This window comes from Bradyrhizobium sp. JR4.1 (genome assembly GCF_040548605.1).
GTDB classification, from domain to species: domain Bacteria; phylum Pseudomonadota; class Alphaproteobacteria; order Rhizobiales; family Xanthobacteraceae; genus Bradyrhizobium; species Bradyrhizobium canariense.
Genome location: NZ_JBEPRY010000010.1, coordinates 210270 through 232066, shown reverse-complemented (window position 1 = coordinate 232066; position 21797 = coordinate 210270). Strand labels below are relative to the sequence as shown.

Genomic DNA, 21797 nt, shown 5'->3' with positions numbered 1-21797 from the left:
CACCTACCGTTTGGTATGGTGTCACCGATTGACTTAAGGTTTCGTCACCCAATTCGGACGCATTTGGCGATATCGTCATCCCGTCTCAGGACGAGATCTGGCGTTCCGGCGCGGCCTTGCCGGGGCGTTTCAGCACCGTTGCCAGGCGTCCGACCAGATAGCTCACCGCGCATGGCTGCGCCCGCGCGGAGCTGCCGGCGAGGCTTTCTTCCTCGGCCGCGTCGTTGACGATGCCGATGTAGTTCTTTCTGGCGTCCTGCTGCTGCACGAGCTTGCAAATCCCGGGTTCAATCGAGGCGCAACAATGCTGCGCGGAGCGGGAAGCGTCGGTTAATTTTGCCTTCCGTAGGATTACGTGTCGTCCCCGCGACCGCGGGCAGACGCTGAAAGCGCGGGCTTGGCTTAACGGATTGTTGAGCCTGTTCTTGAGCGGGGCGCCGGCTCAGTCGCGCCGACCGTCCACATTCAACGCCCGTAACACCGCGATGCGGGCGAACATCATCCAGCCGCCGCCGGTCTCGGCCGCGTTGATCAGGGTTTCGATCGCGGTCTGCCAGTGGCTCGCATGCTGCGTGTCCTCGGGCAGTCGCATGATGTGATCGGCAGCTTCTTGCAGCGTCCGCAGCTTGCGCCCGCCACGTAACGAAATGGGATCGTCGAATGCGGTCGACCAGGGCATGTCAGGTCGGCCGATCGACGAGGGGAGGCATCACGGCGTCGTCGCTGTGCGATGCTGCTAGCCGGCCTTCTTCGCCCGAGCCGGCGCGCGCACCGGCTTGTCGGCTTTTTTGGGAGCGGCTTTCGCAGCAGCGTCCTTGCCGCCCTTGCCGGCGATTGGCAGCAGCATCTCGCGCTGGCCTTCGACGCGCTTTTTCGGCTTCTTGCCCTTGAGGGCGTCCTTGGTCACATCCTTGGCCACTTTCGCCGCGGGGCCTGCGTCCTTCTCGTTCGCGATGCTCTTCTTCAGCGCGTCCATGAGGTTGATGACGTTGCCACCGGTCTTGGGCGCGGTCTTTGCTGCGATGGGCGCGCCGCTGCGCTTCTTGTTGATGAGGTCGATCAGCGCGGTCTCGTAGTGGTCCTCGAACAGCTCGGGCTCGAACGCGCCGGACTTCTTCTCGACGATGTGCTTTGCAAGGTCGAGCATGTCTTTGGTCAGCTTAACGTCCTGGATGTCGTCGAAATAGTCGTTCTCGCCGCGCACCTCGTAGGGGTAGCGCAGCAGCGTCCCCATCAGGCCGCTCCCGAGCGGCTCCAGCGCGATGATGTGCTCGCGGTTGGTCAGCACCACGCGGCCGATCGCGACCTTGTCCATGCTCCGGATCGTCTCGCGGATCACCGCAAAGGCGTCGTGACCGACCTTGCCATCGGGCACGAGATAATAGGGACGGATCAGATAGCGGCTGTCGATGTCGGTCTTCGGTACGAACTCGTCGATCTCGATCGTGTGGGTGGAGTCCAGCGCGATGTCGTCGAGCTCGTCCTTGGTGACCTCGATATAGGTGTCGGTGTCGACCTTGTAGCCCTTGACGATGTCCTCCGAAGTCACCTCGTCACCGGTCTCGGCGTCGACCTTGAGGTACTTGATCCGGTGGCCGGTCTTGCGGTTGATCTGGTTGAACGAGACCTTCTCGGTATCCGAAGTGGCCGGATAGAGAGCGACCGGGCAGGTCACGAGCGACAAACGCAGAAAACCCTTCCAATTGGCGCGGGGGGCCATGGGCTACTCCAAACGCAACGGGGACAGAAGACGAAGATACCATCGGGGAACACCGAATCATAGCAAGGCGGATCGCTGAATCTTGCATCTGCGTTAACCGGCCGCCCGGCGCGCGGTTGCAGCCTGATCCGGCTGCAAAGGCCGGAACATCATATCCGATCATGCGTTGCCACGGGACATTCCGCCGCGAGGAGTCGCAGCCATCCGACGCGACGGCCAGAAATTGAGGTCACCATGGCAACCACGCGAGACCAACGTCAGATCGTGGAAACTCCGACCGAGGCGCGCCAGGGCGAGCCCGGGCCGTCGGTGGCGGCGCTGCTCGCCATATCCACCGGGCTCGCGATCCTGATCCTCGCGGTCATCTGGTTCGTTTTCTTCCGGACCTGATCGGCAGATCGACCGGACGGTTCGCACCTTCCGACTCGCCGCGTAACGCGGCACATTGCGCCCGCCAGGCCGCCGGTTCGTCCGGTGGCCTGGCGGGCGCAGTGCGTTGATCGCGAACAGGTCGGATATGACCAAAAAGTAACGCGGCCGGTTCCCCGTGTTCATATTCAGTTCACGCCGGAATTGCTCATCTGTGCGGGTGTTCATGCGGCCTAATTCTGGAGAGAAGCGTGCGCCTGCTCGTCGTTGAGGACGACCCCGATCTCAATCGTCAGCTTACCAAGGCGCTGACCGACGCCGGCTATGTCGTCGATCGCGCCTTCGACGGGGAGGAGGGGCATTATCTCGGTGACAACGAGCCCTACGACGCCGTGGTGCTCGACATCGGCCTGCCGAAGAAGGACGGCATCTCGGTGCTGGAAGCCTGGCGGCGCAACGGCCGTACCATGCCGGTCCTGATCCTCACCGCGCGTGACCGCTGGAGCGACAAGGTCCAGGGCTTCGATGCCGGTGCCGACGACTATGTCGCAAAGCCGTTCCACCTGGAGGAGGTGCTGGCGCGCATCCGCGCGCTGCTGCGCCGCTCCACCGGCCACGCCCAGAGCGAGCTGAGCTGCGGCCCCGTCACGCTCGACACCAGGACCGGACGGGTCAGCGTGTCGGGTAATCCCATCAAGATGACGTCGCACGAATATCGGCTTCTGGCCTACCTGATGCATCATTCGGGGCGCGTCGTGTCCCGCACCGAGCTGGTCGAGCATCTCTACGACCAGGACTTCGACCGCGACTCCAACACCATCGAGGTCTTCGTCGGCCGCATCCGCAAGAAGCTCGACGTCGACATCATCCAGACTGTCCGTGGCCTCGGCTATCTCCTGACCCCGCCTGCCCCCGGCGCTTGAAGCGCGGTGTCTCGAAGTATCTTGTTTAGACGTATCTTGGCTTGACGGGCGGCCCGGCAGAGGCCTTGTTCGGGTCATGAGTTCCGACGCCATGCCACCCCGCGCCTCCGGGATCATTTCGATGCCCGCCAGCTCGCTCGCGAACCGCCTGTTCTTGTCGGCGACCGCCTGGCTCGTGGTGATCCTGGCCATCACCGGCGTGGTGCTGTCGTCGGTCTACAAGAATGCCACCGAGCGCGCCTTCGACCGCCGGCTCAATCTCTATCTCCGCACGCTGATCGCCGAGGTCGCCACCCCCGACGAGCCTCCGGACCGCCAGTTCCAGTCGCTCGGCGAGCCTCTGTTCGAGCTGCCGTTGTCCGGCTGGTACTGGCAGATCACGCGGACCGACACCGAAAAGCCGGAGGTGCGCTCCTCGCGCTCGCTCTGGGACAAGAAGCTGCCGAAGCTGGAAGAGCAGGGCACCGAGCTTACCGCCGCCGGCATCCGGATCGCTTATGTCGACGGTCCCGAGGGACAGAACCTGCGCATGGTGGAGCGGCCGGTCGATCTCGGCGCGGACGGCAAATTTCTCGTCAGTGTCGCCGGCGACGACACCGAGATTTTCGACGAGACGCGCAGTTTCGATTACTACCTCGGCGGCACGTTCACCGCGCTCGGCATTGTGTTGCTGCTGACCACCGTGTTTCAGGTCCGCTTCGGTCTCGCGCCGCTCAAGCGCATCTCCGAATCCATCGCCGACATTCGGTCCGGGCGGGCGGAGCGGCTCGAGGGCGAGTTCCCGGTCGAGATCGCACCGCTGGCGCGCGAGACCAACGCGCTGATCGATGCCAATCGCGAGATCGTCGAGCGCGCACGCACCCATGTCGGCAATCTCGCCCACGCCATCAAGACGCCGCTCTCGGTCATCGTGAACGAGGCCGGCGCGCATGCCACCGATCCGTTCGCGGCAAAGGTGATGGAGCAGGCCGACGTGATGCGTGACCAGGTCGCCCATCATCTCGAGCGCGCGCGTATCGCGGCGCGGGTCTCGGTCGTCGCGACGGTGACGGAGGTTGCACCGGCCATCGAGGCATTGCGGCGGACCATGGAGAAGATCCACCGCGGCCGCGGCATCGTGGTCGAGGCCGAGGCCGATCCGTCGGCGAAATTTCGTGGCGAGCGGCAGGATCTGGAGGAGATGGTCGGCAATCTCGTCGACAACGCCTGCAAATGGGCGGCCTCGCGGGTCTTCATCGAAGTTCTGGTGGAAGCGCCGCATCAGGCGAGCAGCGGTCCGCGGCTGCATATCATCGTCGACGACGACGGCCGCGGCCTGTCGGAGGCCGAGCGCACCCAGGTCTCACGGCGCGGCCAGCGGCTCGACGAATCCAAGCCCGGATCGGGGCTGGGGCTGTCGATCGTGACCGAGCTCGCTGCGCTCTATGGCGGCAGCCTCTGCCTCGGCCGCGCACCGACTGGGGGCCTGCGGGCGGAGCTGGTCCTCCCCGGAATATAATCCCTTGTTCCGACGCGACTATTCGGCCTGCGGCACACCGATCCGGACGAAACCAGGGGTATTCGGAGCGACTTCCTAAACGGCTTCTTAAGTGGCCCCACCTATGATCGAGCAGGACGGACCCCACGTCCGCCATTTTACCGTTCATTACCCGGGCGCATGAGCCAGACATCGATCGAGCGGCTGAGGGACTATCTCGCGCAGCTCCCGCCGCAGGCGCAGGCGCTGCTGATGCGGGAGTTCGAGCGTGCGCTCGAGCGCGGCCAGGACACGGCCGTGGCAACCCTCGTGCTCGACCAGCTGCGCAAGATTGTCCGCAAGACGGAAGCCGACGAGGCCCCACCGCCGCGTACGGACGATCTGTCGCGGCTGCTGTTCCAGGTGCTGGAACCATTCCTCGTCGAAGCAGGCGCCCCGATCCGGGCCGGGCAGATCCGCCGCTCTTCGCTGGCTCCGATCTGGCAATGGCTCGGCCGCGACGGTGCTCCGGCCAAGCTGAATGAATTCGAGGCGGCGCTGGCGCGCATGCCGGCCGACAGCGCAGGCCAGGTCGAAGCGCTGGCCTCGAAGCTCCAGGCGTTCGCTGCGGATGCCATCTTCGAGCTGACGGGGCCGGGTGGGGGTGACAAATCGCGTGCGCTCGCGCGCGTTGGTCCGCCCAACGTGATCGAGGACCTCTATTCGACCGGGGCGGTGCTTGCGGTCCGCGACGCCATCGCCACCTTGAACGAGAAGCTGCCGCGCTCTTTGCGCGCCTTCGGCGATGCCCAGATCGCCTCGGTGACTGCGGCGCTCAACATTCCCGTCCTCCAGACGCCGCAGATGCTGCCCTTCGCGCTCTCCATCGTCGTGCAGCGGATGACCGCGCCGTGGCAGATCATCCGCCTCGCCATCAAGATTGCCGCGTCCGACGACGAGATCCGTGTCGCGGCAACGCCCTATGGCGTCGCGGTCACGATGGCGCTGCATGACTTGTCCTGCGTGGCCGCCATCCTGCGCATGGACATCAAGCGCGGTCATTTCGACAATGTCGCCGGCAATCTCAAGACGCTGCACGACGGCGTCCGAGGCCTGCGTACCGAGCTCGACCTGCGCAACGACTCCGCCTGGGGCAAGCAGTTGACCTCGATCCGGGCCGACATCTCCAACGCGCTGCAATCCGAGATCGACAGTGTTCCCGGCCGCGTCCGCCGCATCCTGCGCCAGCGCGCCGAGAAGGACATTCCGCCGGGCGCGCGGATCGACAGCACCGAGGTCGAGGAAACCGTGGCGCTGATCGATTTCGTCGCGACCTGTCGCAATTATGCGAGCGAGCTTGCGATCAACGAGGTGACACTGCGCACCTATTCCGACCTGCAGCAATATGTCGAGCGTTCGACCGAGCAGCTGGTGCAGTCGCTGCGCGGCGCCGATCACAAGGTCCGCACCTATCGGCAGCAGCAGGTGCAGGCCGCGATCCGCTTCTGCCAGGTGCTGTTCGGGGATGATTATGCCTCGCTGATGAGCCGCGCCGCGGAGAACGCGGCCACGGGCGAGCGCAAATCGTCGCGCGCGAGCTGATCCAGGCGCATATTTCAGCAGTCACAATTTCAGGTTGACGGGGTCGGTGGCTGGCCCTACGGTCGCCGTGCAACTTTCTGATATTTCTATCTGTGGGCGCATGAAATCCGTTATCAGTTCCATCGAAATCGAAAATCGCGTCGTCGTTGCCAAATATCAAAGGCTGATGGTAGGCGCGAAGGTGGTGCTGGTCGAGAAGGCAAGCGGTCGGCAGCTTCCTGAGACCGTCACCAGGGTTGCATCGCCCGTTCCCGTCGGGGCGTTGCGCATCAGATTGCCCGACGCTATCGAGCCGGGAACATACTTCCTGAAGGCCTTCAACGGGCATGGCGAGGACGCCGCTCAAAGCGCGGACTTCGAGATCGGCTAAGCCGTTGGATTTTCACCGTTTCGGGACTGTGCGCGGTCGCGCCGAATTGACAATTGTCAATTGCCGCATCGTCCGGCCGTGGTGTAAAGCGACCTGTGGGCGCGGCTTGCGCGCTGCCGGAAGCTTGCCAGATGACGCTATGGTTCGTGTTCGCGCTGATGACGGTCGCGGCGATCTTCGCCGTGCTTTTGCCGCTCGGCCGTAGCGGACGCGCGCAAAATCAGGGCAGCGAAGTCGCGGTCTACAAGGACCAACTCGCCGAGATCGAGCGTGATCTTGCCGCAGGGCTGATCGCAGCGCCCGAAGCCGACGCCGCGCGCGTCGAGGTCAGCCGCAGGCTGCTCGCCGCGGCCGGAAGCGAGCCCGCAACGGCACCGAAATCCAGCCTCAAATGGCGCCGCGCGGCGGCCGTGTTGGCGCTTGCCGGCCTGCCGCTGGTTGCGATTGGCGTCTATGTGCCGCTCGGCTCGCCCAGGCTTCAGGACTTTCCGCTGGCGCAGCGGGAGCGCGGATCCGGGTCCGGCATGGCGCAGTCGCTCGAGAATCTGGTCGTACAGGTCGAGCAACATCTGGAAAAGAATCCAACCGACGGGCGCGGCTGGAACGTAATCGCGCCCGTGCTGGAGCGGCTCGGCCGCTTCGACGACGCCGTGCGCGCCTATCGCAACTCGCTCACCTACAATGGCGAGAGTGCGGAGCGCCGGTCCGACCTCGGCGAAGCGATCTCGGCCGCCGCCGGTGGCGTCGTGACCGCCGAAGCCAAGACCGAGTTCGAGCGCGCGCGCGCGCTCAGCGCCGACGATCCGAAGGCGAACTATTTCCTCGGCCTCGCCGCCGAGCAGGACGGCCGCAAGGACGATGCCGCCAATATCTGGCGCGCGCTCCTGGCGAAAGCGCCGGCGGATGCGCCGTGGCGGCCTCTGGTGCAGACCTCGCTCGCGCGGGTCGGCGGCGGTGGCGCTACGATGCCGGCGCTGTCGGATGGGACCCTCGCGGCTTCCAAGGACATGAAAGAGGACGATCGCAACGCCATGGTTCGCGGCATGGTCGAACGGCTCGCCACGCGCCTCAAGCAGAATGGCGACGACGTCGAGGGTTGGCTGCGCCTGGTGCGCGCCTATCTCGTCATGGGTGATCGCGACAAGGCGGTGGGGGCATCGACCGATGCCCGCCAGGCGGTTGCCAACGATGCAGCGCGGTTGCGCCAGCTCGATGAAGGCCTCAAGACACTCGGGCTCGACGGATGACGATGTCAGGACGAGACGGGCAGGGAATGGATACGCCATGACGCGCAAGCAGCGACGTATGACCATCATCGGCGGCTCGCTTGCCGTGCTCGCGCTCGCGGCCGCGCTGGTGCTCAACGCACTGCGCGACTCCATCGTGTTCTTCTCGACGCCGACCATGGTCGCCGAGAAGCACGTCGCCCCCGGCAAGCGGTTTCGCCTCGGCGGCCTGGTGCAGCCCGGCTCGCTCCAGCGCGGCGACAATCTCGCGGTGACCTTCGAGGTCGCCGACGGTGGCGCAAAGCTTCCGGTCGCCTTCAAGGGCATTTTGCCTGATCTGTTCCGCGAAGGGCAGGGCGTCGTCGCCGAAGGCGCGCTCGACGCCGATGGCGTGTTCAAGGCCGACACCGTGCTCGCCAAGCACGACGAAACCTACATGCCCAAGGACGTCGCCGATGCCCTGAAGAAGCAGGGGCACTGGAAGGATGATTACGGCGCCAAAGCTTCCGATGGCGTCAAGCCCGGGGCCACGACCGCACAGGGCAATCCGCAGGGAGCAATTCGGTGATCGCGGAGTCAGGACATTATGCGCTGGTGCTGGCGCTCGGACTGGCACTGATCCAGTCCATCGTGCCCCTGATCGGCGCGCGACTGCGTGATGACGCGCTGATGAATGTGGCGCGGTCCACCGCGCTGGTGCAGCTCCTGTTCGTCGGTGCGTCGTTCATAGCGCTGGTGACGCTGCACGTGGAATCTGATTTCTCGGTCGCCAACGTCTACGAGAATTCCCATTCCATGAAGCCGCTGCTCTACAAGATCACCGGCGTGTGGGGAAACCATGAAGGCTCGATGCTCTTGTGGGTGTCGATCCTTGCGCTGTTCGGCGGATTGGTGGCCGCCTTCGGCAACAATCTGCCGCTGTCGCTGCGCGCGCATGTGCTGGCCGTACAGGCGTGGATCGCCAGCGCATTCTATCTCTTCATCCTGGTGACCTCCAACCCATTCCTGCGCATCGCCAACCCGCCGATCGAGGGACGCGATCTCAATCCGGTGCTTCAGGACATCGGTCTCGCCGTGCATCCGCCAATGCTCTATCTCGGCTATGTCGGCTTCTCGATCTCGTTCTCCTTCGCGATCGCGGCGCTGCTGGAGGGTCGGATCGACGCAGCCTGGGCGCGCTGGGTGCGGCCGTGGACGCTGGTCGCCTGGATCTTCCTGACGCTCGGTATCGCCATGGGTTCGTACTGGGCCTATTACGAACTGGGTTGGGGCGGCTGGTGGTTCTGGGACCCGGTCGAGAACGCCTCGCTAATGCCGTGGCTTGCCGGCACCGCGCTGCTGCATTCGGCGCTGGTGATGGAGAAGCGCAACGCGCTGAAGGTCTGGACCATCCTCTTGTCAATCCTGACCTTCTCGCTATCGCTGCTCGGGACCTTCCTGGTGCGCTCGGGGGTCATCACCTCGGTGCATGCCTTCGCGACCGATCCAACCCGCGGGGTGTTCATTCTCCTGATTCTCTGCCTGTTCATCGGGGGCAGCCTGTCGCTGTTCGCCGGGCGCGCGACGTCGTTGAAGCAGGGCGGCCTGTTTGCGCCGATCTCGCGCGAGGGCGCGCTGGTGCTGAACAATTTGCTGCTCACGGTCGCCTGCGCGGTGGTGCTGTTCGGCACACTCTATCCGTTAGCGATGGAGATGCTCGCCGATTTCAAGATGTCGGTCGGCGCGCCGTTCTACAATCTCACCTTCGCGCCACTGTTCGCGCTGTTGCTGCTCGCCGTGCCGTTCGGGCCGATGCTGGCGTGGAAACGCGGCGATCTGCTCGGCGTCACCCAGCGTCTGCTCGCGGCAGGCGTAGCCGGGCTCGTCGCCGTCGCCATGGTCTGGGGCTGGGCGCGCGGCGGCAGCGCGCTCGCGCCATTGGCAATCGGACTTGGCGTCTTCGTCATTGCCGGCGCAGCGACGGATCTGGCCGAACGAACTGGTTTGTTTCGCCTGCCGTTCGCGACGACGCTGCATCGTGCCCGCGGTCTGCCGCGCTCGGCCTGGGGCTCGGTATTTGCGCATGCCGGCCTCGGCGTCGCCTTGATCGGGATCGTTTGTGAGACCACCTGGAATAGCGAATATATCGCGACCATGAAACAAAACGACGTCGCCCATGTCGCCGGCTATGACGTCAAGCTGGATGGCCTGTTTCAGCGTCAAGGGCCGAACTTCCACGAGATGATCGCCGAGTTCAACGTCAGCAGTGACGGCGAGAAGCTCAGCGTGATGACGCCGTCGAAGCGCAGCTTCACCACCCGCGGCTCCTCGACCACCGAGGCCGCGCTGCTGACGCGCGGCGCCAGCCAGCTCTACATCTCGCTCGGCGACGCCACTGCCGAGGGCGCCATTGCCGTGCGCATCTATCACAAGCCGCTGGTGCTGCTGATCTGGTGGGGGCCAGTGCTGATGGCATTCGGCGGCGTGCTGTCGCTGTCGGACCGGCGCCTGCGGGTGGGTGCGCCAAAACCGGCGCGGGCCAAGCAGCGCCTGCAGCCGGCGGAGTGATCCGATGCGCCGAATGATGGTCGCGTTCGTCGCGCTGATGCTGCTGGCCTTGCCTGCGGCGCATGCCGTGCAGCCCGACGAGATCATGTCGGACCCTGCGAAGGAGTCGCGTGCACGCGACTTGTCGCGCGAGCTGCGTTGCATGGTCTGCCAGAACCAGTCGATCGACGACTCCGATGCGCCGCTGGCGCGCGATTTGCGGCTCCTGGTGCGCGAGCGCATCGCGGCGGGCGACAGCAATTCGCAAGTGCTCGATTTCCTGGTCGCGCGCTACGGCGAGTTCGTGCTGCTCAAGCCGCGCTTCGAGCGCCAGAACATGCTGCTGTGGCTGCTCGCGCCGCTGCTGCTGATTGGCGGCGGCCTGGCGTTATGGCTGCAAATCCGCCGGCGCTCGCGAAATGGTGCAGACGTCCCGGCTCCGCCGCTCACGCCCGATGAAGAAGCGCGGCTCGCCGCATTGATGGCGGATGAAGCCAAGTCTCACTAGCTACGTTGCTGCGCGCAGAAGCCGGCACTGCGCGGGCGTTCCCGGAACTTCGTTAAGTTCCTATAGGTTCACTACTTTCGGCCGCGATAAACTGCCGCATCCGCATTCTCCGTTCATTACAAAAGTTTAACCCCGCCGCCAGCGCACGGTAAGGCGGCAGCCCCCATCTTCAGGTTCGTAAGGTGCCGCCGTCAGGTACCAAATGGATTTCAAGGCCCTGGAGATCTCTGCATGACCGACCGTTCCGACCTCTCGAACCTTCCGTCCTACCGGCAGCCCCGCCGGTCCGTTTTCTCGGCCCGCAAGTTCGCGCTGATGGCCTCGGTCGTCGCCGGCCTCGGTGCCGCCGTCTACGGCTTCGGCCCGTCGACCTCGCCGGCCGACCTGTTCTCAAGCCCGGCGCATGCGCAGGTCAACAACGAGGTGCGCAAGGTCGAGCGTCCGATCGGCTTCGCCGACATCGTCGAGCGCGTGAAGCCGTCAGTGATCTCGGTGAAGGTCAATATCAAGGAAAAGACCGCGAGCAATGATGACGGCGATGACGCGCAGTCGCCGTTCCAGCCGGGCTCTCCGATGGAGCGATTCTTCCGCCGCTTCGGCGGTCCGGACGGCATCCCGGGCCTGAAGGGTGGTGGCGGTCGCGGCCGCGTCGTGCAGGGCCAGGGCTCGGGCTTCTTCATCTCGGCTGATGGCTTTGCCGTGACCAACAACCACGTGGTCGACGGCGCCGACAAGGTCGAAGTCACCACCGACGACGGCAAGACCTACACAGCCAAGGTGATCGGCACCGACCAGCGCACCGACCTCGCCCTGATCAAGGTCGAGGGCAGCTCGAACTTCCCGTTCGCGAAGCTTGCCGACGGCAAGCCGCGGATCGGTGACTGGGTGCTCGCAGTCGGCAACCCGTTCGGCCTCGGCGGCACCGTGACTGCCGGCATCGTTTCGGCCAGCGGCCGCGACATCGGCAACGGCCCCTACGACGATTTCATCCAGATCGACGCGCCCGTGAACAAGGGCAATTCCGGTGGTCCGGCTTTCGACACCAATGGTGAGGTGATGGGCGTCAACACCGCGATCTACTCGCCCTCCGGCGGCAGCGTCGGCATCGCGTTCTCGATTCCCGCGAGCACCGTGAAGAGCGTGGTGGCGCAGCTCAAGGATAAGGGCTCGGTCAGCCGCGGCTGGATCGGCGTGCAGATTCAGCCTGTCACCTCCGACATCGCCGACAGCCTCGGCATGAAGAAGGCCGAAGGTGCGCTGGTGGCCGAGCCGCAGGCGAATGGTCCGGCGGCCAAGGCCGGCATCGAGTCCGGCGACGTGATCACGTCGGTCAACGGTGAAACCGTCAAGGATGCCCGCGAGCTCGCCCGTACAATTGGCGGCCTGGCGCCCGGCGCGACCGTGAAGCTCAACGTGCTGCACAAGGGCCAGGACAAGGTCGTGAACCTCACCCTCGGCCAGCTGCCGAACACGATCGAGGCCAAGGCCGACATCGACAAGGACAGCGGCAAGGGCGCGAGCCGTGGCACTGATGTGCCCAAGCTCGGGATGACCGTCGCGCCCGCCGATTCCGTGGCCGGCGCCGGCAAGGAAGGCGTCGTGATCACCGAAGTCGATCCGAAGAGCGCGGCTGCTGAACGCGGCTTCAAGGAAGGCGACGTGATTCTCGAAGTCGGCGGCAAGAGCGTGAGCACCGCCGGCGAAGTCCGCGACGCCATCAACACGGCGCGGACCGACAACAAGAACAGCGTCCTGATGCGGGTGAAGAGCGGCGGCCAGTCGCGCTTCGTCGCCGTGCCCATCGCCAAGGGGTAACCAAGGGCCAGGCCTCAGGAGGCCTCCGAGATGAAGGGTGTCGCCGGCATCAGTCGCCCCCGCCGACGGCGCCCTTCGGGGGAGCAGCGCAACGTTTGCTTCCCCTGTCTACCTTCCGGTGGAATACGCCCCCCTCCGTCGGAAGGCCTAGGGCGGTGAAGTCCCCCAGCTTCACCGCCCGCCTTTTTCTCGATGCCAGAGTCGTTCACTCGGCTTGCATGCGATTGCCGCTCGCGCCATGTTTAGAGAAGGTTCACTCCCTTGACCGTTGCCGAACGCACGATGCGCCTCCTCATCATCGAAGACGACCGCGAATCCGCCGACTACCTCGTGAAGGCGTTTCGCGAGGTCGGGCACATTGCCGACCACGCCGCCGACGGCGAGGAAGGCCTCGCCATGGCCGAGAACGGCGATTACGACGTGCTGGTGGTCGACCGCATGCTGCCCAAGCGTGACGGCCTGTCGGTGATCGGCGCGCTCCGCGACAAGGACGATTCGACGCCGGTGCTGATTCTCTCCGCGCTCGGCCAGGTCGACGACCGCATCAAGGGCTTGCGCGCCGGCGGCGACGACTACCTGCCGAAACCCTATTCCTTCGCCGAGCTGTTGGCCCGGGTCGAGGTGCTGTCGCGCCGCCGTGGCGGTCCGGCCGAGGACACGCTGTACCGCGTCGGCGATCTCGAGCTCGACCGGCTCTCCCATCGCGTCGCGCGCGGCAAGGACGAACTGACGCTCCAGCCGCGCGAATTCCGCCTGCTCGAATATCTCATGAAGCATGCGGGCCAGGTGGTGACCCGCACCATGCTACTGGAGAACGTCTGGGACTATCATTTCGATCCGCAGACCAACGTGATCGACGTGCACATTTCGCGGCTACGTTCCAAGATCGACAAGGGTTTTGAGCGGCCGCTGCTGCACACGATCCGCGGCGCGGGATACATGATCCGTGACGGCATTCGGTAAACTCGTCCGCACCACGGCATTCCGGCTGACGCTGGTCTATTTGCTGCTGTTCGCGATGTTCGCGGCCTCGCTGCTCGCCTATTTCGCCTGGAATACGCGGCGGCTGATCACCGAGGAAATCACGCAGACGGTCAATGCCGAGACCTCGGAGATCAACGAGATCTACGGCCGGCGCGGCTTGCGCGGTCTCGTGCTTGCGATCGAGTACCGGGCGCTGCGCCCGGGCGCCAATCTCTACCTCGTGACCACGCCGACCGGGCAGGCGATCGCCGGCAATGTCGGCTCGCTGGCGCCCGGTGTGATGGCGACGCGCGGCTGGTCGGAGACGGCATATCGGCGCATCGAGGATGCGGACGAGCGCGACCATCGCGCCCTGGTGCGCGTCACCGAGCTCGAGAATGGCTTCCGGCTTCTGATCGGCCGCGACCTCGCCGAGCGGCGGCGCCTGTTCGGCATCGTCGCCAAGGCCGCGCAATGGTCGGTGCTGATCGTCGTGGTGCTTGGCCTGGGCGGCGGGATCTTCGTCGCGCGCAGGGTGCTCAGGCGCATCGACGCCATGTCCGGGACGGCCCATCGCATCATGACCGGCGATCTCAGCGAGCGCCTGCCGGTGGGACGCAGCGGTGACGAGCTCGACCGCCTCGCCGAAAACCTCAATGCCATGCTGGAGCGCATCGAGGCGCTGATGGCGGGGCTGAAGGAGGTCTCCGACAACATCGCCCACGATCTCAAGACGCCGCTGACACGCTTGCGCAACCGCGCCGAGGAGGCGCTGGCGAAATCAGGCAGCGAGGCCGATTACCGCGCCGCGTTGGAGCGGACCATCGAGGAATCCGACGGCCTGATCCGTACCTTCAACGCGCTGCTGATGATCGCGCGCGCCGAGTCCGGTCAGGCGCGCGGCAACATGGACGATTTCGACGCTGCCGATGTCGCACACGGCATCCACGAGCTCTACGAGCCGCTGGCTGAAGATGACGGCATGACGCTGAAGGTCGAGGCCGATCCGACGCCGGTGCACGCCAACCGCGAACTGATCAGCCAGGCGCTCGCCAATCTGGTCGAGAATGCGATCAAATACGGCAAGCCGGTCGCGCTAACAGGTGGAACCGTGGTCAGCCTGGATTCAAGGCAGATCACGATCGAGGCGAAACGCGAGGGCGACCAAGTGCTGCTCAGCGTCACCGATCGCGGCCCCGGTATCCCCGAGGCCGACCGCAAGCATGCCGTCGAGCGATTCGTGCGGCTTGAAGCCAGCCGCACGCTGCCGGGCTCCGGCCTCGGCCTCAGTCTTGCGTCTGCGGTTGCAACGCTGCATGGCGGCGAATTGCGGCTGGGCGATGCCCATCCGGGCCTCGTCGCCACGCTGGTGCTGCCGGCGCTCGCGGGCGACAGGGTTGCTCCTCCAATACCGGATGTGCCACAGAAGGTGGCATGAACCACTCCGCGCCGGGAAACGCGGACAAGCATGGTGAGAGACTTGCCGCACGCTTCGCGGAGGCTCCCCATATTGCCGCTTCCGTCACCGACCAAGGACGTTTTGAAAGCTGGCTGGCCGAGCTCGAGCCCGCGCAATCCGCCCGTCTTGAAGCGCTGCTGACTCATCCCTTCGCGCGGAACGCCCTGGCCGGCATCGCGGAATTCTCGCCTTATCTGTTCGAACTGGTGCGCGCTGATTCGCAGCGCCTGATCCGGCTGCTGGAATGCGATCCGGATGCGCATCTCGCCACGCTAATCGCGGAGGCGAACGGCGCCGTGCTCGCGGCATCCGATGAAGCCGAGGTGATGCGGCTGCTTCGCCGCATGAAGGCGGAGGCCGCGCTCCTGATCGCACTGTGCGACATCGGCGGGGTCTGGCCGGTGACGCGGGTGACCGCAGCGCTCACCGATGTCGCGGTGTCCTCGGTGCGGGCGGCGCTTCAATACCTGCTGCGGCAGGAAGCCGCACGCGGCAAGCTCTCGTCGCCCAATCCCGAGGCGCCGGAGGAGGGCTGCGGGCTGATCGTGCTTGCGATGGGCAAGATGGGCGCAGGCGAGCTGAACTATTCCAGCGACATCGATCTCATCGTGTTTTTCGATCCCGACAATACGAGGCTCGCCGCCGATATCGAACCCCAGCCATTCTTCGTGAGGGTGACGCAGGGGATGGCACGCATTCTCCAGCAGCGCACCTATGACGGCTACGTCTTCCGCGTCGATCTGCGCCTGCGTCCCGATCCATCCTCGACGCAGGTGGCGATTTCGCGCGACGCCGCGCTGAACTATTACGAGCGTGAAGGGCGCACCTGGGAGCGCGCCGCGATGATCAAGGCGCGAGCCTGCGCCGGCGATCCCAGGGCGGGCGAGGCGCTGCTCGCGGAGATCGCGCCCTTCGTCTGGCGCAAGCATCTCGACTTCGCCGCGCTTGCCGACGTTCACGATATGAAGCGGCAGATGCAGACCTATCGCGGCCAGAGCGAGGTTGCGGTCGAAGGGCATAACGTGAAGGTCGGGCGCGGCGGAATCCGCGAGATCGAGTTCTTCGCCCAGACCCAGCAATTGATCGCCGGGGGGCGACATCCCGAACTGCGCGTACGGCCGACGCTCGCCGCGCTCGGCGTGCTTGCTTCCAGCAACTGGATCACGGTTGCGGCGCGCGACGAGCTGACCACGGCTTACCAATTCCTGCGTCGGGTCGAGCATCGCCTCCAGATGATCGCAGACGAGCAGACCCATACGCTGCCCGAGGACAAGGAGGTGGTCGAGCGTTTCGCCTGGTTCTTCGGCTATCCGGATCGCGAGGCCTTTGCCCGCGACCTCTTGCGCCAGCTCGAGATCGTCCAGGGCCACTACGAAAAACTGTTCGAGGGCGACGATCCGACCGGCACGGCCAAGCTGCCGGCGCTCGACTACAGTGCGGGTCCCGACGATCCGCGGCTGCTTCAGTACCTGGCGACACTCGGCTTCAAGAAGCCTGCCGCCGTCGCGCAGACCGTGCGCGACTGGATCACCGGCGACTACCGCGTGTTCCGCAATGAGGCGACGCGAAACGCATTCGTCGAATTCGTGCCGGCCCTGATCGACGGTCTCGCTCATGCCGAGGAGCCGGATCGGGCCGTCGTGGCGTTCGACCATTTCCTTGGAGCGCTTCAGCGCGGCGGCCGGCTGATCACGCTGCTCGGGCAGAACCGCGATCTCGTCGCGCTCGTGGCCCTGGTGCTGGGCGCGGCGCCTCGGCTCGGCGAGATGCTTGCGCGGCAGCCGCAACTGATGGACGGCCTGATTGATCCGCGCTTCTTCGGCGCCATGCCCGACAGGCAGGAATTGTCGGGGCGACTTGCGACGACGGTGCAGGATGCGGGCTCTTACGAAGAGTTCCTCGACCGCCTGCGTCTGTTCGGGCAGGAGAGCCTGTTCCTGATCGGCACGCGCATTCTCTCAGGCACGGTCTCGGCACAGCAGGCGAGCACGGCCTTTGCCGACGTCGCCGAGGGCATCGTCCATACCGTGCATGGCCTCGTCGCCGACCGTTTCGCCGCCCAGCATGGCCGGATCAAGGGGCAGGAGACCGCCATCATCGCGATGGGCCGGCTCGGCAGTCGCGAGATGACCGCGTCGTCCGATCTCGACCTGATCCTGCTTTACGATTTCGACAGCGACAATCCGGACTCCGACGGTGCGAAGTCACTGCAAGGTGCACATTACTTCGCCCGCTTCACCCAGCGCCTGATCAGCGCGTTCACGACGCGCACCAATTACGGGGTGCTTTACGAGATCGACATGCGGTTGCGCCCCTCGGGGCGCGCCGGCCCCGTGGCTTCGAGCCTCGTTTCGTTCGCGGACTACCAGGCCAACGAGGCCTGGACCTGGGAGCACATGGCGCTGACCCGTGCGCGCGTCGTGTCGGCTTCGCCCGAATTCCGGGAACGGATTGAACGCGTCATCCGCGCTGTCCTGACTCGTCGCCGCGATCCCGGAATCACCGCCAACGATGTTGCCGACATGCGGCGTGCGATCGCCCAGGAGAAGGGCGAGGCTGATTGCTGGGATCTCAAATATGCCGCCGGCGGCATGGTCGACATCGACTTCATCGCGCAATATCTCCAGCTCGTGCATGCGCACGAGAAGCCGGAGATTCTCGACGTTGGCACCACGCAGGTGCTGGAAAATGCATGCAGGCTGGGCGTGCTGTCGCAATCGGAGACCGAGATATTGCGGGCCGCAGCGCGGCTCTATCACGACCTGACGCAGATCCTGCGGCTCTGCGTCAGCGATCGGTTCAAGCCGGAGACTGCCGGCACCGACCTCTTGCGCGTGATGGCACGCGCCGGCGATGCGCCGCATTTCTCCTCGCTGGAGGCGCGCGTGAAGGAAACGCAGAGCGAGGTGCGCCGCGTGTTCAGGGCGCTGCTGGAAGGGACGTCGCCTGCTGCAGCGAGGTGAGCGCCTCCCGCACGTTCGGCTCCAGGCCCACGCCGCCGGCATCGAGATGGGCGAAGATCGCGCGCTTCATCCGCGGATCCCAGAACTTCTTGATGTGGTCGGCGATCCCCGGCACGGCCTTGTCGTGGCCCTGGCTCCGGAAGAACGTGCCGATCTGGTTGGCCATGTAGATCAGGCGGTCAGGCGACATCGGCAACCTCCGTGGCATGACGGGCGACAACCCGGCGGCCATGCGAAAACACTTCGAACCCGTCCTGGCGGGCAATGGCAATCAGCGTGATGCCGGCGGCCTCCGCGGTGCGCACCGCAAGGGCAGTCGGCGCAGAGACGGCGACCATCACCGGCGCGCCGATGGCGGCGGTCTTCTGCACCATCTCGACCGAGACGCGGCTCGTCAGCAGCACGATGCCGCCGCTTGCAGGCGTGCGGCTGCGCGCCAGCGAACCGGCGAGCTTGTCGAGCGCGTTGTGGCGGCCGACATCCTCGCGCAGCGCGACGATACCACCGGCAGGCGACCAGAACGCGGCGGCGTGAACGGCGCGGGTTTGCAGATTGATCGATTGCAGCGGTGCGATGGTCTGCATCGCCGCCATCACCTGTTCGGGCGCAAACGTCTGTCCCTGCGACACGACGGCCGCAGGCCGCACAGCTTCGGCAATCGAGTCGATGCCGCAGATGCCGCAGCCGGTCGGGCCGGCGATGTGGCGGCGGCGCTCGCTGATGCGCGCGACGTCTTCAGACGCCAGCCACATGCGGAGCTCGATGCCGTCGTCGAGGCGGACGATTTCGAGCGACTTGATGTCATCGACGGATTTGATCATGCCTTCGTCCAGGCTGAACCCGACCGCAAAATCTTCGAGGTTCTGCGGCGTTCCCATCATGACGGCGTAGGTGCCGCCATTGTAGGTCAACGCCAGCGGCGTCTCCTCCGGGATCAGCCGCGCTCCTTCGGTCGCGACACCGTCGCGCCAGATCTCGCGGTCGATGGCCTGGACCGGCACGTGCATGCCGCTACTCCGCAGCCTCGGCCGGCGCGATGCGGCGGGAATGCCGCGCCTGCGCGTCGTAGGCCTTCTGCCAGTCGGACGGGCCGTTCGAGGGCGAAATCTGCACCGCCGTGACCTTGTATTCGGGGCAGTTGGTCGCCCAATCCGAATAATCGGTCGTGATGACGTTGGCCTGCGTGTCCGGATGGTGGAACGTGGTGTAGACGACGCCCGGCGCGACGCGATCGGTGATCTCCGCACGCAGCGTGGTCTCGCCGGCGCGGCTCTTCAGCCGCACCCAGTCGCCGTCGCGCACGCCGCGCTGTTCGGCATCGTGTGGATGGATTTCCAGCCGATCCTCGGCATGCCAGACCACGTTCTCGGTGCGCCGGGTCTGCGCGCCGACATTGTACTGGCTGAGGATGCGGCCCGTCGTGAGCAGCAGCGGATAGCGCGGGCCGGTACGTTCGTCGGTCGCGACATATTCGGTGACGACGAACTTGCCCTTGCCGCGGACGAAGCCGTCGATATGCATCACCGGCGTGCCCTCGGGCGCCTTGTCGTTGCAGGGCCATTGCACTGAGCCGAGCTCGTCGAGCTTGGCATAGGAGACGCCGGCGAAGGTCGGGGTGAGCGCCGCGATCTCGTCCATGATCTCGGAAGGATGGCTGTAGCTCATCTCGAAGCCCATGGCCTTGGCGAGGCCGATGGTGACCTCCCAGTCGGCGAGGCCGTTCTTCGGCGTCATCACCTTGCGCACGCGCTGGACGCGGCGCTCGGCGTTAGTGAAAGTGCCGTCCTTCTCGAGGAAGCTGGAGCCAGGCAGGAACACATGGGCGTAGTTCGCGGTCTCGTTCAGGAAGAGGTCGTGGACGATGACGCATTCCATCGCCGATAGTGCCGCCACCACATGCTTGGTGTTGGGATCGGATTGCAGGATGTCTTCGCCCTGCACGTAGATCCCCATGAACGTGCCTTCGACCGCGGCGTCGAACATGTTGGGAATGCGCAGGCCCGGCTCGGGGTTGAGCTTGACGTTCCACAATGCCTCGAACTGGTCCCGCACGGCGTCGCCCGAGATGTGGCGGTAGCCGGGAAGCTCGTGCGGGAACGAGCCCATGTCACAGGAGCCCTGCACGTTGTTCTGGCCGCGCAGCGGGTTCACGCCGACACCGGGACGACCGATATTGCCCGTGGCCATCGCGAGGTTGGCGATCGCGATCACGGTGGTCGAGCCCTGGCTGTGCTCGGTGACGCCGAGACCGTAATAGATCGCGCCGTTGCCGCCGGTGGCGTAGAGGCGCGCTGCTTCGCGCACATCCTTCGGATCGACGCCGGTGAGGATGGCGGTGGCTTCCGGGCTGTTGTTCGCCTGGGCGACGAACGCCGCCCATTCCTCGAACTCGTTCCAGTCGCAGCGCTCGCGCACGAAGGCTTCGTTGGCGAGGCCTTGGGTGACGATCACATGCGCCAGTGCCGTCATCACCGCGACATTGGTGCCGGGCATCAGCGGCAGGTGCAGCGCCTTCACATGCGGCGATTCAACCATCTCGGTGCGGCGCGGATCGATCACGATCAGCTTGGCGCCCTGGCGCAGCCGCTTCTTCAGGCGGGAGGCGAACACCGGGTGGGCCGAAGCGGGATTGGCACCGATGACGACGACGACGTCGGTGTCCTCGACCGAATCGAAATCCTGCGTGCCGGCGGAGGTACCGAACGTGGTCGAGAGGCCATAGCCGGTCGGGGAGTGGCAGACCCGGGCGCAGGTGTCGACATTGTTGTTGCCGAAGCCGGCGCGGATCAGCTTCTGCACCAGATAGGTTTCTTCATTGGTGCAGCGGGACGACGTGATGCCGCCGATAGCGTCGCGGCCGTATTTCTTCTGGATGCCGCGCATCCTGTCGGCTGCAAACGAGAATGCCTCGTCCCACGACACTTCGCGCCAGGGATCCTCGATCCGCTCGCGGATCATCGGGTTGAGGATGCGTTCCCGGTGGTTGGTGTAACCCCAGGCGAAGCGGCCCTTGACGCAGGAATGACCGCGATTGGCCTTGCCGTCCTTGTACGGCACCATGCGGACGACTTCCTCGCCGCGCATCTCGGCCTTGAAGGCGCAGCCGACGCCGCAATAGGCGCAGGTGGTGACGACCGAGTGTTCGGGCTGGCCGATCTCGATCACGGATTTCTCGGTCAGCGTCGCGGTCGGGCAGGCCTGCACGCAGGCACCGCAGGAGACGCATTCGGAGCCGAGGAAGCTCTCGCTCATGCCCGGCGAGACGCGGCTGTCGAATCCGCGGCCGGAGATCGTCAGCGCGAAGGTGCCTTGCACCTCCTCGCAGGCGCGGACGCAGCGCGAGCAGACGATGCACTTGGAGGGATCGTAGGTGAAGTACGGGTTGGACTCGTCCTTCGGCATCCAGGCGGCGTTGATCTCGCCATTGGACTTGCCAGGCGTCTTGGCGAAAACATGATTCTCGCCTTCATAGCCGTAACGGACGTCGCGCAGGCCCACGGCGCCGGCCATGTCCTGCAACTCGCAATCACCGTTAGCACCGCAGGTGAGGCAGTCGAGCGGATGGTCAGAGATGTAGAGCTCCATCACGCCTTTGCGCAGCTTCTTCAGCCGTTCGCTCTGGGTATGCACGACGAGGCCGGGCATCACTGGCGTGGTGCACGAGGCCGGCGTTCCGGTGCGGCCCTCGATTTCGACGACGCAAAGGCGACACGAGCCGAACGCATCGACGATGTCGGTCGCGCAGAGTTTCGGGATCTGATGGCCGGCGTCCATCGCCGCTCGCATGATCGAGGTGCCCTCGGGCACCGTGACCTGGTTGCCGTCGATGGTCAGTGTCACCATCGTTTCCGATTTCGAGCGCGGCGTACCGAAGTCGATTTCTTCGATCAGAGACAT

Annotated in this window: 19 protein-coding genes; 13 read left to right on the top strand and 6 right to left on the bottom strand. The window is 65.3% G+C overall.

What is annotated here, in order from left to right:
* Positions 1 to 85: 85 nt before the first annotated feature.
* The 3 genes from ABIB90_RS21350 to ku all read right to left on the bottom strand — a co-directional run bounded on the left by ABIB90_RS21350 (position 86) and on the right by ku (position 1720).
* Positions 86 to 268, bottom strand: coding sequence for a hypothetical protein (locus ABIB90_RS21350; RefSeq protein WP_007593409.1), 183 nt, complete (start codon positions 266 to 268; stop codon positions 86 to 88).
* A gap of 174 nt (positions 269 to 442) precedes the next feature.
* Complete coding sequence (locus ABIB90_RS21345; protein ID WP_354164366.1) at positions 443 to 679, bottom strand: hypothetical protein; 237 nt, start codon at positions 677 to 679, stop codon at positions 443 to 445.
* A gap of 57 nt (positions 680 to 736) precedes the next feature.
* Positions 737 to 1720: a non-homologous end joining protein Ku gene (gene ku / locus ABIB90_RS21340; RefSeq protein WP_354164369.1), complete on the bottom strand. Its 984-nt coding sequence runs from the start codon at positions 1718 to 1720 to the stop codon at positions 737 to 739.
* A gap of 234 nt (positions 1721 to 1954) precedes the next feature.
* On the opposite strand from ku, the gene ABIB90_RS21335 reads away from it, so the two are divergent.
* From ABIB90_RS21335 to ABIB90_RS21275, 13 genes are all read left to right on the top strand, one after another.
* On the top strand, positions 1955 to 2110 hold the full coding sequence (locus tag ABIB90_RS21335) for a hypothetical protein (RefSeq protein WP_007593402.1): 156 nt from the start codon (positions 1955 to 1957) through the stop codon (positions 2108 to 2110).
* Positions 2111 to 2340: 230 nt separating this feature from the next.
* Positions 2341 to 3012 (top strand): response regulator transcription factor, encoded by a 672-nt coding sequence (locus ABIB90_RS21330; RefSeq protein ID WP_247349962.1) that lies wholly within the window; start codon positions 2341 to 2343, stop codon positions 3010 to 3012.
* Positions 3013 to 3133: 121 nt separating this feature from the next.
* Entirely contained in the window at positions 3134 to 4510 is a 1377-nt protein-coding gene (locus ABIB90_RS21325) for an ATP-binding protein (RefSeq protein WP_354164372.1), read from the top strand.
* Positions 4511 to 4669: 159 nt separating this feature from the next.
* Positions 4670 to 6070, top strand: coding sequence for a hypothetical protein (locus tag ABIB90_RS21320; protein ID WP_354164375.1), 1401 nt, complete (start codon positions 4670 to 4672; stop codon positions 6068 to 6070).
* 100 nt (positions 6071 to 6170) lie between these two features.
* A complete protein-coding gene (locus ABIB90_RS21315) occupies positions 6171 to 6440 on the top strand; it encodes a hypothetical protein (RefSeq protein WP_007593394.1) in 270 nt (89 codons plus the stop codon).
* 131 nt (positions 6441 to 6571) lie between these two features.
* The gene (gene ccmI, locus ABIB90_RS21310) at positions 6572 to 7687 is read left to right on the top strand and encodes a c-type cytochrome biogenesis protein CcmI (RefSeq protein WP_354164378.1); all 1116 of its coding nucleotides are present in this window, start codon (positions 6572 to 6574) and stop codon (positions 7685 to 7687) included.
* Positions 7688 to 7724: 37 nt separating this feature from the next.
* The gene (gene ccmE / locus ABIB90_RS21305) at positions 7725 to 8234 is read left to right on the top strand and encodes a cytochrome c maturation protein CcmE (RefSeq protein ID WP_007593379.1); all 510 of its coding nucleotides are present in this window, start codon (positions 7725 to 7727) and stop codon (positions 8232 to 8234) included.
* Positions 8231 to 10213, top strand: a complete 1983-nt coding sequence (locus tag ABIB90_RS21300; RefSeq protein ID WP_219680768.1) for a heme lyase CcmF/NrfE family subunit — start codon at positions 8231 to 8233, stop codon at positions 10211 to 10213. The genes ccmE and ABIB90_RS21300 overlap by 4 nt, the downstream gene beginning before the upstream one ends.
* Before the next feature lie 4 nt (positions 10214 to 10217).
* Positions 10218 to 10700, top strand: a complete 483-nt coding sequence (locus tag ABIB90_RS21295) for a cytochrome c-type biogenesis protein (protein ID WP_354164383.1) — start codon at positions 10218 to 10220, stop codon at positions 10698 to 10700.
* 231 nt (positions 10701 to 10931) lie between these two features.
* Positions 10932 to 12515 carry a Do family serine endopeptidase gene (locus ABIB90_RS21290; protein WP_007593372.1) on the top strand — a complete coding sequence of 528 codons (1584 nt, stop codon included), beginning with the start codon at positions 10932 to 10934 and terminating at the stop codon, positions 12513 to 12515.
* 282 nt (positions 12516 to 12797) lie between these two features.
* Positions 12798 to 13478, top strand: coding sequence for a response regulator transcription factor (locus tag ABIB90_RS21285; RefSeq protein WP_035969420.1), 681 nt, complete (start codon positions 12798 to 12800; stop codon positions 13476 to 13478).
* Positions 13462 to 14916 carry a sensor histidine kinase gene (locus ABIB90_RS21280; protein WP_007593370.1) on the top strand — a complete coding sequence of 485 codons (1455 nt, stop codon included), beginning with the start codon at positions 13462 to 13464 and terminating at the stop codon, positions 14914 to 14916. Before ABIB90_RS21285 ends, ABIB90_RS21280 begins: the two co-directional genes overlap by 17 nt.
* Positions 14913 to 17900 (top strand): bifunctional [glutamine synthetase] adenylyltransferase/[glutamine synthetase]-adenylyl-L-tyrosine phosphorylase, encoded by a 2988-nt coding sequence (locus ABIB90_RS21275; protein ID WP_354201304.1) that lies wholly within the window; start codon positions 14913 to 14915, stop codon positions 17898 to 17900. Before ABIB90_RS21280 ends, ABIB90_RS21275 begins: the two co-directional genes overlap by 4 nt.
* Here ABIB90_RS21275 and ABIB90_RS21270 read toward each other — a convergent pair.
* The 3 genes from ABIB90_RS21270 to fdhF are packed head-to-tail and all read right to left on the bottom strand — an operon-like array spanning position 17857 to position 21797.
* On the bottom strand, positions 17857 to 18090 hold the full coding sequence (locus ABIB90_RS21270) for a formate dehydrogenase subunit delta (RefSeq protein WP_007593368.1): 234 nt from the start codon (positions 18088 to 18090) through the stop codon (positions 17857 to 17859). The genes ABIB90_RS21275 and ABIB90_RS21270 overlap by 44 nt on opposite strands.
* Positions 18080 to 18907, bottom strand: a complete 828-nt coding sequence (fdhD, locus tag ABIB90_RS21265; RefSeq protein WP_354164391.1) for a formate dehydrogenase accessory sulfurtransferase FdhD — start codon at positions 18905 to 18907, stop codon at positions 18080 to 18082. Before fdhD ends, ABIB90_RS21270 begins: the two co-directional genes overlap by 11 nt.
* Before the next feature lie 4 nt (positions 18908 to 18911).
* On the bottom strand, positions 18912 to 21797 hold the full coding sequence (gene fdhF / locus ABIB90_RS21260) for a formate dehydrogenase subunit alpha (RefSeq protein WP_354164394.1): 2886 nt from the start codon (positions 21795 to 21797) through the stop codon (positions 18912 to 18914).